Source organism: Micromonospora sp. B9E7 (assembly GCF_039871815.1).
Taxonomy (GTDB): Bacteria; Actinomycetota; Actinomycetes; order Mycobacteriales; family Micromonosporaceae; genus Micromonospora.
Genome location: NZ_JBDPLX010000010.1, coordinates 41,350 through 56,401 on the forward strand (window position 1 = coordinate 41,350; position 15,052 = coordinate 56,401).

Annotated in this window: 10 protein-coding genes; 5 read left to right on the plus strand and 5 right to left on the minus strand. The window is 73.6% G+C overall.

The genetic code is table 11. The annotated features are described in order from the left end of the window. Nucleotides 1–62 precede the first annotated feature (62 nt). Entirely contained in the window at nt 63–1,241 is a 1,179-nt protein-coding gene (locus tag ABGB10_RS18010) for a MarP family serine protease (protein ID WP_347661999.1), read from the plus strand. 87 nt (nt 1,242–1,328) lie between these two features. On the opposite strand, the gene ABGB10_RS18015 is transcribed toward ABGB10_RS18010, so the two are convergent. The 3 genes from ABGB10_RS18015 to eccCa all read right to left on the minus strand — a co-directional run bounded on the left by ABGB10_RS18015 (nt 1,329) and on the right by eccCa (nt 7,571). Beyond that, nucleotides 1,329–2,120, minus strand: coding sequence for a phosphatase PAP2 family protein (locus ABGB10_RS18015; RefSeq protein WP_347662000.1), 792 nt, complete (start codon nt 2,118–2,120; stop codon nt 1,329–1,331). A 52-nt stretch (nt 2,121–2,172) separates the two neighbouring features. Then, complete coding sequence (mycP, locus tag ABGB10_RS18020) at nt 2,173–3,513, minus strand: type VII secretion-associated serine protease mycosin (protein ID WP_347662001.1); 1,341 nt, start codon at nt 3,511–3,513, stop codon at nt 2,173–2,175. Between the two features lie 74 nt (nt 3,514–3,587). Further along, on the minus strand, nt 3,588–7,571 hold the full coding sequence (eccCa, locus tag ABGB10_RS18025; protein ID WP_347662002.1) for a type VII secretion protein EccCa: 3,984 nt from the start codon (nt 7,569–7,571) through the stop codon (nt 3,588–3,590). 101 nt (nt 7,572–7,672) lie between these two features. Here eccCa and eccD point away from each other — a divergent pair, with 101 nt between their 5' ends. Then, complete coding sequence (eccD, locus tag ABGB10_RS18030; RefSeq protein ID WP_347662003.1) at nt 7,673–9,076, plus strand: type VII secretion integral membrane protein EccD; 1,404 nt, start codon at nt 7,673–7,675, stop codon at nt 9,074–9,076. A gap of 31 nt (nt 9,077–9,107) precedes the next feature. Here the strand turns inward: eccD and ABGB10_RS18035 are convergent, their stop codons facing one another. After that, nucleotides 9,108–9,614, minus strand: a complete 507-nt coding sequence (locus ABGB10_RS18035) for an inorganic diphosphatase (protein WP_278142057.1) — start codon at nt 9,612–9,614, stop codon at nt 9,108–9,110. A gap of 622 nt (nt 9,615–10,236) precedes the next feature. Here ABGB10_RS18035 and dacB point away from each other — a divergent pair. The 3 genes from dacB to tilS all read left to right on the plus strand — a co-directional run bounded on the left by dacB (nt 10,237) and on the right by tilS (nt 13,888). Then, complete coding sequence (dacB, locus tag ABGB10_RS18040; protein WP_347662181.1) at nt 10,237–11,712, plus strand: D-alanyl-D-alanine carboxypeptidase/D-alanyl-D-alanine-endopeptidase; 1,476 nt, start codon at nt 10,237–10,239, stop codon at nt 11,710–11,712. Nucleotides 11,713–11,814: 102 nt separating this feature from the next. Further along, the gene (locus ABGB10_RS18045; protein ID WP_347662004.1) at nt 11,815–12,885 is read left to right on the plus strand and encodes a zinc-dependent metalloprotease; all 1,071 of its coding nucleotides are present in this window, start codon (nt 11,815–11,817) and stop codon (nt 12,883–12,885) included. A gap of 10 nt (nt 12,886–12,895) precedes the next feature. Beyond that, nucleotides 12,896–13,888 (plus strand): tRNA lysidine(34) synthetase TilS, encoded by a 993-nt coding sequence (gene tilS, locus ABGB10_RS18050; protein ID WP_347662005.1) that lies wholly within the window; start codon nt 12,896–12,898, stop codon nt 13,886–13,888. A 139-nt stretch (nt 13,889–14,027) separates the two neighbouring features. On the opposite strand, the gene ABGB10_RS18055 is transcribed toward tilS, so the two are convergent. Beyond that, nucleotides 14,028–14,990, minus strand: a complete 963-nt coding sequence (locus ABGB10_RS18055; RefSeq protein ID WP_347662006.1) for a helix-turn-helix domain-containing protein — start codon at nt 14,988–14,990, stop codon at nt 14,028–14,030. Nucleotides 14,991–15,052: the final 62 nt, after the last annotated feature.

Below are 15,052 nucleotides of genomic sequence, written 5' to 3' on the forward strand. Positions count from 1 at the left end.
CGCACGGTCACCTTCGGCAAGCGATGGTCATCTGATGGGCGTACTGCCCGTACGCTTGACCCGTGTCCGTCGTGGATCTCGTCCTGCTGCTGCTCATGCTCGTGTTCGCGATCAGCGGATATCGCCAGGGTTTCGTCATCGGCATCACCTCGCTGTCCGGCTTCTTCCTCGGTCTGCTGCTGGGTCTCCAACTCGGGCCGATGTTCGCCCGACAGTTCGTGGACGCCGGCACCCGTGTGGTGATCTCGCTCGTGGCGATCTTCGGGCTGGCCGTGGTCGGGCAGGCGCTCGCCGGCTGGCTCGGCTCGCATCTGCGTAAGACGATCACCAGCGACGTGGGCAAACGGATCGACGACGTGGGTGGGGCGTTGGTCTCGCTGCTCGCGGTGCTGCTGCTCGCCTGGCTGGTCGCGGTGCCGCTCGGCTCGTCCTCGGTGCCCTGGCTCGCCGCGTCGGTACGCAACAGCGCGTTGATCACGGTGGTCAACCGGGTCGTGCCGGAACAGGCCCACCAGTTGTCCACCGCGCTGGAGGACACCGTCGACACCGACGGGTTCCCGGACGTCTTCGGTGACCTCGCGCCCACCCGGGCCCGGCAGGTCGACCCGCCCGACCCGGCGCTGGCCGGCTCGCAGGTGGTGGTCAACGGTCAGCGGTCGGTCGTCAAGGTGCTCGGCTCCGCGCCCGGCTGCTCGCGCCGCATCGAGGGCTCCGGCTTCGTGTACGCCGACGACCGGGTGATGACGAACGCGCACGTCGTGGCCGGCACCCGCTCGGTCGCCGTGGAACTGGGCGGTGAGCGGTACGACGGCAAGGTGGTGGTCTACGACCCCGACCGGGATCTGGCCGTCCTGCTGGTGCCCGGGCTGCCCGGCCCGTCCCTACGGTTCGCCGCCGGCAACGCCGGCAGCGGCTCGGACGCCATCGTGCTGGGCTTTCCGCTGGACGGCCCCTACAACGCGCAGTCGGCGCGGGTCCGCGACGTCGACAAGATCAAGGGACCGGACATCTACTCCTCCGGTGACGTGACGCGGGAGATCTACACGATCCGGGCGCTGGTGCGCAGCGGCAACTCCGGCGGCCCGCTGCTGTCCGCCAATGGCCTGGTGCTCGGCGTGATCTTCGCGGCGGCCGCCGACGACCCGAACACCGGCTTCGCGGTGACGGCGGCCGAGGCTCGCCCGGTGGCGTTGGCCGGCGCCGAACGTAACCGGCAGGTGGGCACCGGCGAGTGCACCTGAGCTGGCCAACTCCCGGTTCACCGCGTCCTGGACGGTGAACGGCCAGCCCCGGGCGAACACCCGGGTGACCAGCATCCCGAGCAGGCCTCAGGCCGCTCCGGGTTGCCGATCGACCTCGGGGGCGACGCCGTCCCGGGTGGGCCGGACCGGCCGGAGACCGATGTGCGCCCGCCAACTGGTGAACGCGGCGGTGGTCGCCGCGACCACCGCCACTCCGAGTAGCCAGCCACCCAGGACGTCGCTGGTGAAGTGCACGCCGAGCGCCACCCTGCTCAGCCCCGTCAGCACGGTGAGCAGCACGGCGGCGACCCAGAGCGCGACCCGCGCCGCCCCCGGTCCGGCGTACGGCAGGAGCACCAGTAGCAGCACCCCGGCCGCCAGGGTGGCGTTCAGCGCGTGCCCCGAGGGGAAGGAGTAGCCGGCGGCCCGTGCCACCGGTTCCAGCAACTCCGGCCGGTCGCGGCCGACGAGCAGTTTGAGCAGCGGACCGACCAGGCCACCGACGACCATGGTGGTGGCCGCCCAGAGGGCCAGCCGGCGGGCTCCCCGGCGCAGCAGCCAGACCACCAGGAGCAGGGCGACCGCGCGCAGCGGCATCGGCGCGAACACTTCGGTCCAGATCCGCATCAGCACGACCCAGCCCCGGTGGTCCTGCGCGTAGGTGTGCAGGGCGTCGGTGACCGTCGTGTCCAGCCGACGCAGCGGCGCCCACGCACCGAGCACCAGCAGGGTGAGCAGCGCGAAGGGCACCAGCACCAGGAACGCCGCCACCGAGGCCAGGGTCAGTCGCAGCCCCAGCGAGTGGTCCGGGTCGAGTCGGCGCTGCCGCCAGGACGACTGGTCGGCGGAGGCGAGGGTGGGCGGTCGCTGCGTACTCATCTCACGGTTCTACCCGACCGGGCCGCCCGTCAGGCATCCTGGCGGCGCGCGGTCAGCGAGCCCGCTGACGGAACCGGCGGATCATCAGGGCGGCACTGCCGAGCAGGGCGACGACGAGCACGACCCCGGTCCACAGTTCCTCCGGCGCGGACGGGTCCTGGCCGCCGGCCGCCCGGGCCGTCCACCGGGTCTGCTGGTGGGGCGCGGTCAGGCCGAGCGGGTCGCTGCCGGCACCGGCCACCGGGCCGTCGTCGGCCGAGCCGGGAGCCGGGCCGAAACCAGTCACTCCGGGCGACGTCTGGTCGTCCAGCGGGTTGACGGTCACCGGAGGGACCTCGGCGGTCAGCGCGGCCACCGGGTCGACCACCCCGTACCCGAAGCGGTCGTCCCGCCCGGTCGGGCCGATGTCCCGAGCGGTGGCCAGCAACCGGTTGACCACCTCACCTGCGGGCATCTGCGGGTAGCGGGACCGGACCAGCGCGGCGGTGGCCGTCACCAGTGGTGCGGCGAAGCTCGTGCCCTGCACCCGCCAGTACCCGTCGGGGGACTTCGCGCCGACCAGCCCGCTGGCGGGAGCGGTGAGCACCGTCGCCCGCCCGGTGATCGACCCGGACCACAGGTTGTCGCTGCCGCGTTCGAGGCCGGCGACAGCGATCACACCGGGCTCACGGGCCGGGTACCAGACCTTGGTGCTGCTGGAGGTCGCCAGGTTGCCGGTGCAGGCGATCACGACCACGTCCCGGACGAACGCGTAGTCCAGCGCCGCAGCCAGGGCCGGGCTGTCACCGCTGCCGCCCAGGGACAGGTTGATCACGCGGGCGCCGTTGTCGACGGCCCAACGGACCCCCTGGGCGACGATCAACGCGTCGTCGTAGCGGTTCTGCTCGTCGAGCACCCGGACCGGCAGGATCCGGGCGTCCGGCGCCAGGCCGACGACGCCCCGTTTGTCGTCGTTGCGTCCGGCGATCAAACCGGCGACAGTCGTGCCGTGCCCCACCGGATCCGGGCCCGCCCCGCCCCCGGGGCCGACCAGATCCTTGCCAGGCAGCACCTGGCCGACCAGGTCAGGATGGTTGCCGTCCACTCCGGAGTCGACCACCGCGACGGTCACGCCCCGACCGGTCGAACTGCGCCAGGCCGTGTCGGCCCGCAACTCGTCGAGCTGCCACTGTTCGTCGCGAACCTGGTCGGTGCGGGCGACGGTGTCGCCAGGGGCGAGTGCCATCGACGCGCCGGCGAGCTGTCCACCGTTGGTGGGCGTGGCGACGGGCACGGCCGCCGCGGTCGGGGCCACGACAGCGAACGCCGCGGCGACACCGAGCAGCGCCCGGCCGGCCGCTCGGCGGGCCACTGACGGACCGCTGTGCCGAACCCCAGTCACATCCCCAGCCATTCATCCCGACAGAACCATGACGATCGGAGATTACCGGTTTCCCCACCTGTCACGGGAAGAACCGGCGAGTCAGGTCATGGTGGCGGAAGTTGTGCCAGCTGGACGAGGCGTACGCCCTCTCGCCGGGTGACCAGTCGACCACGCCCCGGCGGCAACGGGCCGGGTCGTACCGGCCCGACGAGTGCGCCCTCGTCCGGGCTGCCCGCCATCACCAGACCGGCCGTGGACAACTCCCGCAGCCGCTGCACGATCGGCTCGTACTGGGCGCGGCCCGCGCCACCCGACCGGCGGGCCAGCACCAGGTGCAGCCCGACGTCGCGGGCGTGCGGCAGATGCTCCTCCAGCGCCCGCAGCGGGTTCGCCGGCCCGGCCGCCACCAGGTCGTAGTCGTCCACCAGCACGAACAGCTCCGGCCCGGACCACCACGACCGGTCCCGCAGTTGCTGGGGGGTGACCTCCGGTCCGGGGGCCCGCCGCTCCAGATAACCGGCGGCCGACTCGATCAGGTCGGCGGTGTGCGCTGCGGCGGTGCCGTACCCGATCAGGTGCGGCGTCTCGATCGCGCCGAGCAGGCTGCGCCGGTAGTCGACCAGGATCACCCGAGCCTGCTCGGGAGTGAACCGCGTGATGATCGACGTGGCCAGCGCCCGCAGGAACGACGACTTGCCGCACTCCGAGTCGCCGAAGACCACGAAGTGCGGCTCGGTGGCGAAGTCGAGCAGCACCGGGCGCAGGTCCGCCTCCGCTATCCCGATCGGCAACCGCAGGCCGGTCGTCGCGGCGAGGTCCAGATCGGCGTACGGCAGCACGGGCGGGAGCAGCCGCACCCGGGGCGCCGGAGGACCCGCCCACCCGTCGGTGGCCCGCTTCACCAGCTCGGCGGTGTCCCCGGCGGCAGCACCGAGCTGCGGTAACGCGGTGAGGAAGTGCAGGCCCTCCGCGGTCACCCCTCGGCCGGCGCGCTCCGGCACGTTCGCCGCCGCACGCCTCGCCACCAGAGAGTCGGACGGGTCGCCGAGGCGCAACTCCAGCCGTGAGCCGAACAGGTCCCGGATCGCCGGGCGGAAATCCAGCCAGCGCAGCGCGGTGGCGACCACGTGCAGCCCGTACGACAGGCCCCGGGTGGCCAGGTCGGTGACCAGAGGCTCCAGGTCGTCGTACTCGCCGCGGACGGTGCTCCAACCGTCGACCACCAGGAACACGTCACCGAACGGTTCGATCCCCGGTTGGTTGGTCGTCCCCGCCGCGGCACGGCGCTGCCGGTACGCGGCCATCGACTCGACGCCCAACTCCGCGAAGCGGCGTTCCCGATCGGCCAGCAGGGTGGTCATCTCGCCGACGGTGCGGCGTACGGCCGTCGGGTCGGCCCGGCCGGCGACCCCGCCCACGTGCGGGAGATCGCGCAGCGCGGCCAGACCGCCGCCACCGAAGTCCAGGCAGTAGACCTGCACCTCGGCCGGCGTGTGGGTGAGCGCCAGCGCGCAGATCAACGTGCGCAACGCCGTGGACTTGCCGCTCTGCGGCGCGCCCACCACCGCCACGTGCCCGGCCGCACCGTCCAGCGCCAGCCAGAGCAGGTCCCGGCGCTGCTCCAACGGCTTGTCCACCACGGCCAGCGGCACGCCCAGTGCGCCGTGCAGCTCCGGATTGCCCACCGCCAGGCCGCGTACCGGGTCCACCTCCACCGGGCCGAGCAGCTCGTCCAGGGTCGGCGGCGCACCGAGCGGGGGGAGCCAGACCTGGTGCGCCGGCGGGCCCTGCCCGACGAGCCGGTCCACCAGCAGGTCGAGCAGTGTCTCCCGGCCCTCCTCCTCCGCCACGACGGGCGCGACCGGGGTCGCCGGCTCCGGCATCGGTACGGCGTGCGTGGTGAAGGTGAGCAGCCGAGCGCCACCCTCGACGGTGGCGCCGGCGGACGCGGTCCGCCGGCGGACGGCACCGGAGACGTACGCGGCCTTGAACCGGGCCAACGGGTCGGTGCCGGCGCGCAGATAACCGTGGCCCGGCGAGCGGGGCAACTCGTGCGCGTCCGGCACCCCCAGCACGGTGCGGGACTCCAGCGTGGAGAAGGTCCGCAGACCGATGCGGTACGAGAGGTGGGTGTCCAGCCCGCGAAGCCGTCCCTCCTCGAGTCGCTGACTGGCGAGCAGCAGGTGCACACCGAGCGAACGGCCCAACCTGCCGATCTGCACGAACAGGTCGATGAAGTCGGGCTTGGCGGAGAGCAGTTCGGAGAACTCGTCGCAGATCAGCAGCAGCGACGGCAGTGGGGCCAGCGGGGTGCCGGCCGCCCGGGCCCGCTCGTAGTCGCGCACGCTGGCGAAGTTGCCGGCGCGCCGAAGTAGCTCCTGACGGCGGACCAACTCCCCGTTGATCGCGTCGACCATCCGGTCGACCAGGGGCAACGCGTCGGCCAGATTGGTTATCACGGCCGCTGTGTGCGGCAACCTGTCGAACGAGGCGAAGGTGGCGCCGCCCTTGAAGTCGACGAGCACGAAGTTGAGCTGCTCGGAGCTGTGCGTGGCGGCCAACCCCAGCACCAGCGTGCGGAGCAGCTCGGACTTTCCGGAGCCGGTCGCCCCGATGAGGAGGCCGTGCGGGCCCATCCCGTCCTGGGCGGACTCCTTGAGGTCCAGCTCGATGGCACCGCCGTCGGTGCCCACTCCGATCGGCACCCGCAGCCGCTCCCGTGCCGAGCGTGGCAGCCAGCCCTGTTCGGCCGTGAAGCTCTCCGGATCGCCAAGACCGAGCAGCTCGGGAAGGCCCAGGTCGGCCTGGAGCGGGGAGTCGGGCCCGCGGGCCGCACCGGCGAGCCGGAGTGGGGCCAACCGTCGGGCGACCGCCTCGGCGTCGGCGAGGTCGAGTTGGTCGGCGGTGCCGACCTCGGCATGCCCGTCGGACGACAACGAGTGCAGGCGTCGGCCGTGCAACTCCAGCAGCAGCGCGTACCGGTCGAGCAGCCGAGGCGGCGGAGTGTCCAGGTCCAGCACGGTGACCGCGTCGATGCCGCCGTCGCCGGTCAGCTCACTGGCCCCGGACAGTTCGCCGCCGTCGAGGACGACCACCACGTGCGGCCCGTCGGTGGCCGGGCCGGCCGGGCTGAACCGGGAGCGGCTGGCCAGCACGTCGGCCAGCAGCCCTTCCAGCTCGGCGGCGGAGCTGGTCACCAGTCGCAGTGGGCCGAGCGCGTCGGCGCGGCTGGGGTGGTGGGCGTGCGGCAGCCATTTCACCCATTCCCAGCGGGCGCGGCGTTCCGGTCCGGCGCAGACCGCGACGAGCAGCTCGTCGGGGGCGTGGAAGACCGCCAGTTGGGTCAGCACGGCCCGGACCAACGCCTGAGCCGCCGGGTCACCGGTCGGTGGCCCGCCCGTCGTGGGGGTGCCGCCCTTCGCGCGGCCGGCGGGTCGGACGTGCACCCGGGCGAAGCTGCGCAGCGACAGGGCCACCGGCAGGTCCGGCACCACCGAGTACGCGTCCAGGAAGCGGCGCAGCGCGCCGGCGGTCATCGGTTCCAGCTCCTCCAGTGGCCGGGTGACCGGTGCGACGAGCGGGGTGGCCAGGGTCTGCGGCCCGACGGCGACCCGCACCACCGCGAAATCGGGGTCGCCGGGTCGCCGCTCCCAGACCCGGTGGCTGTCCACCGTCGACCAGAGCCGGCCCGGGTCCGGGTGCCGGTAGAAGAGCCCGGCCCGCTGCTGGCCGGCGGTCCGCCGCACCCGCCGCCGCAACGTGGCCAGGTGCCGCAGGTACTCCCTGCGGGCGGCCATCATCTCGGACTTCTTCGGGGTGCCGGAGGCGCTGCCCCAGGAGGTCACCAGCATCGCCAGCGAGGAGAGCCCGAACATCCCGCCCACCACGTACGAGTAGGCGCCGCCGCCCCGGCCGAACATCATCGCCATCGCGACCGTGCCGCCGAGCATCGGCAGCAGCATGAGCATCTGTTGCCATCGCCCGCCGGCCATCACCGGAATCTCCGGCGGTGCCTCGACCGACAGCTCGCCGGAGGGGATCTCCGGCGCTGGTCGGCGCGGCGGACGCTTGATGACGACGGTGGACACTCGGCCTCCTGACAGCGCTGGGTAACCCGAGCCGGACTCATGGTAGGTAAAGTCCTGTCGTCCGCGCAGCCTCCGATCCCCCTCGATATGGAGACCAGTCGATGACTACCGGGCTGGCCCGCGTCACCATCAGCGCGCCGCAACGACGGCTGGACGTCGCCCTGCCGGAGCAGGTGCCCCTGGCCGAACTGCTGCCCGACGTGCTCCGACACGCCGGTGTCGGGTTGGCCGACGACGGTGAGCAGCACGGCGGCTGGGTCCTGCGCCGCACCGACGGCGGGGTGCTGGCGACCGCCCAGGCGCTGTTGCCGCAGGGGGTCCGCGACGGCGAGGTGTTGCACCTCGTGCCGGCCCGTGCGCACTGGCCCGAGTTGGAGTACGACGACGTGGTCGAGGCGATCGCCGACGGTGCCCGTCGCCGAGGCGGTGCCTGGTCGCCCACCGCCACCCGCCTCGCCGGCCTGGCCGGTTCCGCCGTCCCGCTCGCCGTCGGGTTGCTCGCCCTGTTCGCCAGCGGCCCGACGCACCGGGTCGGCTGGCTGACGGCCGCAGCGGTGGCGCTGGTGCTCACCGTGGCCGGCACGGTGGCCTCCCGCGCCAACGGCGACGGGACGACCGGGGCGACGCTGGGCGGCTACGCGTTGCCGTACGCGTTCACGGCCGGCGCCCTCGCGGTCGGCTCCGGCGACCCGGTCGTGCCGTTCGGACCGGCCCGCTGGGTGGGCGCCCCAGAACTGCTGGCCGGCTCGGTGGCGCTGCTGCTGATGGCGCTGATCGGCCTACTCGGGGTCGCCAGCCGGCTACGGGTCTTCGTCGCCGGTGTCACGGTCGGCCTGACCGGTGCCGGGGCCGCGCTCGGAGGGCTGCTGCTGACCCCGGCCGGCACGGCGGCGGTGCTGCTCAGCGCGCTGGTCTTCGCCGTCGGCGTGATCCCGCTGCTGGCCATCCGGCTGGGCAAGCTGCCCCTGCCGCCCATCACCCTGCCGACCTCGGCCCCCACGGACGAGCCGGAGCGGGCGCGCGATCTGCCGGACCGCAGTCGGGTGCACGCCGCGGTGATCCGTACCGAGGAGATGCTCACCGGCATGTTGATCGGGCACGCCGTGCTGGCGGTGGCCGCGGCGGTCGTACTCGGGATCGTCGGTGGAACGGCCGGTCGGGTTCTCGTGGCGGTCACCTCGGCCGTGCTGCTGCTGCGCTCGCGACTGTTCGTGGCGCTGCGGCACCGGGTTCCGCCGGTGCTCGCCGGGCTGGCCGGCTACACGGTGCTCGGCAGCGCACTGGTCGGCCGGGTCGACGAGGCGGGGCGGCTCGCGCTGGTCCTGGGTGGTGCGGTGCTGGCCCTGGTGACCATCGCCGCCGGCACCGGGTACGCCCGCCGGCCAGTCTCCCCGTACGTCGGAAGGGCCGCGGACCTCACCGACACGGCCCTGGTGGTCGCCGTGGTGCCGATGGCCTGCGCGGTGCTCGACCTGTACGACCGGGCCCGAGGGCTGCTCGGCTGAGCGGCCCCCGGGCCCGGTGCGTCAACGGTCGTCAGTGAATGGATTCGCCGCGTGCCTCGGCGTCCCTGGCCCGCTGGTAGGAGGCGTGGATCTCGGCCTCGGCCTCGGTGCGGCCGACCCAGGTCGCGCCCTCCACCGACTTGCCGGGCTCCAGGTCCTTGTAAACCTCGAAGAAGTGCTGGATCTCCAGCCGGTCGAACTCGCCGAGGTGGTGGATGTCGCGCAGGTGCTCCTGGCGAGGATCCTCGTAGGGCACGCAGAGGACCTTGTCGTCCCCGCCCTTCTCGTCGGTCATCCGGAACATGCCGATGGTGCGGCAGCGGATCAGGCAACCCGGGAAGGTCGGCTCGGGGACCAGCACCAGGGCGTCCAGCGGATCGCCGTCCTCGCCCAGAGTGCCCTCGATGAACCCGTAGTCAGCCGGGTATTGAGTGGAGGTGAAGAGGGTGCGGTCCAGCCGGATTCGGCCGGTCTTGTGGTCCACCTCGTACTTGTTCCGGTGACCCTTGGGGATCTCAACCGTCACGTCGAAATCCATCTGCACGCTCCCTCGTCTGCCCACGCTGGCTAACGGAACCACTGGCGCCCTCCGGACAGGTGAATGCCCACCCGCCGACTCCGGCCGCCGCATAGTCTTCGGACCGAAGTAGTGTCACCCAAGCCGATTTTCGCTGGGGGAGGAGGGGGTCGTGGGGAGGGAAGATTCACACTACCGCCCGGACGGGGGTTCCGGGCACGGTACCGGACGATCCGGTTCCGGCGGTGCGACGGGTCGTGTCCCGGTGCCTGAGGCCCACCTTCCACGGACTCCCGAGCCGGCGAACCAGGCGCCGGAGACGTCGCCCGAGCGGCCCGCGCCGCTGCCCTGGCGCCCGCCGGGCGGGTCGCCCCCGCCCGGCCCGAACAACGGCCGCTTCCCGGTGGTCGGCGGTGACCGACCGGCGGGCGGTCCGTCACGCGGCAGTGCCTCGGTTCCGGTCAGTCCGGCGTCGGGTGGTTCGCCCCGCGGCAGTGCCTCGGTCCCGGTCAGTCCGGCGTCGGGTGGTTCGCCGCGCGGCAGTGCCTCGGTCCCGGTCAGCCCCGCGCCGGTCAGCCCGCCGTCCGGCCACGCCCCGAACGCCCCCGGCGGTGTCCCGCAGCTGGGTCCGCCGATCTCCGCGCTGCCCGCGCCCGCCGATGCCGCGCCGGCACCCGTACCCCTCAAGCCGGGCCGCCGTCGGCGGCTACCGGTGGTGCTGGCCGTCGTGCTGCTGCTGGTGCTCGCCGGTGTCGGAGTCGTCGTCACCCGGCCCGGCCCGGTCGCCGGATGGCTCGGCGACGACGCCGGATCCGGCCCGAAGGCTGCCGGGGTGACCCCGGATCCCGAGCCGTCGGACGTGCTGGCCGGCCCGGACCCGAATTCCCCGCTGCCCACCGCGGACGGGGTTCGTGCCGTGCTCGACCCGCTGGTCGGGGTCGCCGCTCTCGGCAGCCGGGTGAACGTCTCGGTGGCCGATGTGATCTCCGGCCAGACGCTGTTCGCCAAGGGGGCGGACGACGGCACGGTGCCCGCCTCGGTGACCAAGCTGGCGACCGGGGTGACCGTGCTGGCCGCCCGTGGACCCGGCTACCGGATACCCACCCGCGCGGTGGCCGGCGCGAAGGCCGGCGAAGTGGTGATCATCGGCGGTGGCGACCCCACCCTGGCGATCGACAAGAAGGGCTACTACCCGGGAGCGGCGCGCCTGGACGACCTGGCCACCCAGGTGCGCACCGCGCTCGGCGGGGCCACCCCGACCAGTGTGATCGTCGACGGCTCGGTCTATTCCGGCCCGGTCTACGGCCCGGGCTGGGACGACGACATCCCCACCGGCGGGTCCGGTGGCGCGGTGACCGCGCTGATGACCGACGGCGCGCGCAGGGACCCCGGGGTCGACCACGGGGCCGCCGCACGGTTCGCCGAGCCGGACCTGGCCGCCGGCAAAGCCTTCGCCCGGCTGCTCGGCGTGCCGGCCGACGCCGTGAAACGTGGCACGGCGCCGGCCCCGACCCAGGCCGCAGCCGGTGGCACCCCCGCGCCGGGTGTCGAGCTGGGGGTGGTGCAGTCCCCGCCGCTGATCCGGATGGTCGACATCATGATCAGCGAGAGTGACAACCTGGTGGCCGAGGCGTTGGCCCGCCAGGTCGCGCTGGCCCGCAATCAGCCGGCCTCGTTCGACGGCGGCGCCGCCGCGATGGACGCGCAGGTGGCCGAGTTGGGTCTGCCGGCCGACGAGATCACCCTTTCCGACGGCAGCGGGTTGTCCCGCCGCAACCGGATCAGCCCGTCGCTGCTGACCGACCTGATCCGCCTGGCGGCCAGCCCGGACCATCCGGAGTTGGCAGGCGTGTTCGGTGGTCTGCCGGTGGGCGGCTGGTCCGGCACCTTGGACGAGCGCTACCGGAACAGCCCCGGCACCGCCGCCGGTGCGGGCAGCGTCCGAGCCAAGACCGGCACGCTGACCGCCGTGCACTCCATCGCGGGCCTGGTCACCACCGCCGACGGTCGGCTGCTCACCTTCGCCGTGCTCACCGACCAGGTGCCGGGCGGGAAGGAGACCGCCCAACCGGCGCTGGACCGGATCACCGCCGCGTTGGCCGGCTGCGGCTGCGGCTGACCGTCGTCGGGCGGGATCGCCCGGCCCTACCGGAGCCGCCATCGGCGTCGATCGAGCACGCGAGGCCGAGCCGGGGTGTCGCGGCGCGGGTACGGTGGGTTCATGGCGCAGTTCGTGGACTGGGATCTGGCCGCCGCCACCGCGGGGGCGTTGAGCAAGTCGGGCCCCCGGGTGTCGTACGCCGAGGCCACCGACGTGGTCGGCGACCTGCGTCGGCTGACCGATGAGGCGGCCGGGCACGTGGCCGACTACACGGGGTTGAGGGCGCAGGTGGCGCACCCGCCGGTGCGGGTCGTCGACCGCCGCGACTGGGCGGCGACCAACATCGCCGGCCTTCGTGAGGTGATCACCCCGCTGGTGAGCCGGCTGGCCGGTGACAAACAGCCGGGCGCGTTGACCGAGGCGATCGGGTCCAGGTTGACCGGGGTGCAGGCCGGGACGGTGCTGGCCTACCTCTCCGGCCGGGTGCTCGGCCAGTACGAGGTCTTCTCGGCCGACCCGGGCCAACTGCTGCTGGTCGCACCGAACATCGTCGAGGTCGAGCGCAAGCTCGGTGCCGACCCACGGGACTTCCGCCTCTGGGTCTGTCTGCACGAGGTGACCCACCGGACCCAGTTCACGGCCGTTCCGTGGATGCGGGCCTACTTCCTGAGTGAGGTGCAGGCGTTCGTCGACGCCTCGTCCAGCGGGAGCGAGCACCTGGTCGAGCGCTTGCGGCGCGGCGTGGCCACCCTCTCCGAGGCGGTCCGGGACCAGGACAGCCGCACCAGCGTGCTGGACATCGTGCAGACCCCGGCCCAGCGGGCCGTGCTGGACCGGCTCACCGCGCTGATGACCCTGCTGGAGGGGCACGCCGAGTTCGTCATGGACGGCGTCGGCCCCCAGGTGATCCCGAGCGTGGAGCGGATCCGGGCGTCGTTCAACCGCCGCCGGGAGGCCGGCAACCCGCTGGAGAAGGCGATCCGCCGGCTGCTCGGCGTGGACGTCAAGATGCGCCAGTACGCCGAGGGGCGCAAGTTCGTGCACGGTGTGGTGGAACGGGTCGGCATGGAGGGGTTCAACTCCATCTTCAACTCCCCGCTCACCCTGCCCCGGCTGTCGGAGCTGGGCGACCCGGACGCCTGGGTGGCCCGTGTGCACGGCCCGGCCGGCACCATCCCGGCCGCTGGCTGACCACCCGCCGGTGGCCGCGCTCGCCCCGCCGGTGGCCGCGATCCGGGTGGCGGTCCGCCGTGCTCTGACCGGTCTGTCGTCGGACGGGCCGGTGCTGGTCGCCTGCTCGGGCGGCGCCGACTCGCTCGCGCTCGCGGCGGCCACCGTGTTCGTGGCACCCCGGCTGGGTCGCGGCACGGTGCTCGTCACCGTCGACCACGGCCTGCAGGACGGCTCCGCGGAGCGCGCCGAGGCGGTGGCTGCCTGGGCCCGTGGGGTCGGTTTCACGGCCACGTCCGTGGCCCGGGTGGAGGTGGCCGGGCGTCCGGGTGGCCCGGAGGCGGCAGCTCGGGACGCTCGGTACGAGGCGCTGGCCGAGGCTGCCCGGCAGCACGACGCGGTCGCGGTGCTCACCGGGCACACCCGTGACGACCAGGCGGAGACGGTGCTGCTCGCGCTCGCCCGGGGCGCCGGCCCACGCGGGCTGGCCGGGATGCCGGCCCGGCGGGAGCTGGACGGCGTGCCGCTGCTGCGTCCGCTGCTGGAGATCGGCCGGGACCAGACGCGCGCCGCGTGCGCCGTGCTCGGGCTGAGCCCGTGGCAGGACCCGCACAACACCGACCCGTCGTACGCCCGGTCCCGGGTGCGGGTCGACCTGCTCCCGGCGTTGGTGCGGGCGCTCGGGCCCGGCGTGGTGGACAACCTCGCGCGTACCGCCCGGTTGGTGGCGGCCGACAATGCCGCGCTCGACGAGTTGGCGGAGACGGCGCTGGCGGCGGCTCGGCACCCCGACGGAGGGCTCTCCGCGCCGGCGCTGCTCACCCTGGCCCCCGCGGTACGCGGCCGGGTGCTGCACGCCTGGGCGCGGGAGCTGGGCGCCCAGCCGGGTGCGTTGTCACACCGGCACGTCAACGCGCTGGACGCCCTGGTCACCGAGTGGCACGGTCAGGGCCCGGCGGACCTGCCCGGGGGGGTCCGCGTGCTCCGCCGCGCCGACCGACTGGCATCCGTAGCCGTCAGCTGAACGCGCTTTGCCCTGCTCAACCGACGCACCATTCTGGCCCGCGGAGCGTTGCTCGGGTTGTAGGGCGAAAGCTCCGGTGGGCCCGCGTCGGTCGCCCTGGCCCGACCGTGCGGTCGGCGGAGCTGGTGTCGGGCCGCTGTCAGCCGCTGTGCGCCCGGTCCCGGAAGGTGGTCCGATAGCTGTGTGGGGTAGCGCCGACCCGGCGGCTGAAGTGGTGGCGGAGCGCCGCCGCGTCGCCGAAGCCGGCCTCGTCGGCGACGGCCTCCACGCTCAACGGGGTTTCCTCCAGCAGCCGCCGGGCCAGTAGCACCCGCTGGTTGGTGAGCCAGTCGTGTGGGGTGGTGCCGGTCTCGGCGCGGAAGCGGCGGGCGAACGTGCGGGGCGCCATACCGGCGCGAGCGGCCAACTCCTCCACGGTGATCGCCCGGTCCAGGTGACCCATCAGCCACTCCAGCACCGGCTCCAGGGTGGGGGCCTCGGGCGCCTTCGGGATGGGCGCCTCGACGTACTGGGACTGGCCGCCGTCGCGGTGCGGCGGGACCACCATCCGCCGGGCCAGCCGGGTCGCGGTGGCCGAGCCGTGCTCCTGGCGGATCAGGTGCAGGCAGGCGTCGATGCCTGCCGCGGTGCCGGCGCTGGTGAGCAGCCGGCCGTCCTGGACGTAGAGCGAGTTGCAGCGCACCCGGGCGCGGGGGTGCCGGCGTTGCAGCTCGTCCACGTACCGCCAGTGGGTCGTGCACTCCCGGTCGTCCAGCAGCCCGGCCGCGCCGAGCAGGAAGGCCCCGGAGCAGACGCTGAACAGGTGGGCCCCGCGGGCGTCGGCCCGGCGCAGCGCGTCGAGTACCGGGCCGGGAACCGTGGTGCCCTGGCTGTGCGCGGGGATGGCCACCAGGTCGGCCTCGTCGACCGGGCCGAGGTCGGCGTGCGGGGTGAGGTGGAAGCCGGACGAGGTACGCACCGGAGCGCCGTCGGGGCTGCACACCTGGAAGCGGTAGGCGGGAAAACCGTCGGCGGTGCGGTCGGTGCCGAACACCTCGGCGAGTACGCCGAGCTCGAAGGGAGCGACCTGGTCGAGGGCGAGGACGGCAACGGACCGCAGCATGTGACGAGGGTAACCCGACAGGTGGCAGTAAATCGATGAGCAATGGCATTCCTGCCACTGTC

Excerpts from the sequence above, each read along its gene's own strand:
- mycP (WP_347662001.1), bottom strand. The coding sequence starts at position 3,513 with ATGGCTGGGGATGTGACTGGGGTTCGGCACAGCGGTCCGTCAGTGGCC.
- ABGB10_RS18055 (WP_347662006.1), bottom strand. The coding sequence starts at position 14,990 with ATGCTGCGGTCCGTTGCCGTCCTCGCCCTCGACCAGGTCGCTCCCTTC.
- ABGB10_RS18015 (WP_347662000.1), bottom strand. The coding sequence starts at position 2,120 with ATGAGTACGCAGCGACCGCCCACCCTCGCCTCCGCCGACCAGTCGTCC.
- ABGB10_RS18045 (WP_347662004.1), top strand. The coding sequence starts at position 11,815 with ATGGCGCAGTTCGTGGACTGGGATCTGGCCGCCGCCACCGCGGGGGCG.
- ABGB10_RS18035 (WP_278142057.1), bottom strand. The coding sequence starts at position 9,614 with ATGGATTTCGACGTGACGGTTGAGATCCCCAAGGGTCACCGGAACAAG.
- eccD (WP_347662003.1), top strand. The coding sequence starts at position 7,673 with ATGACTACCGGGCTGGCCCGCGTCACCATCAGCGCGCCGCAACGACGG.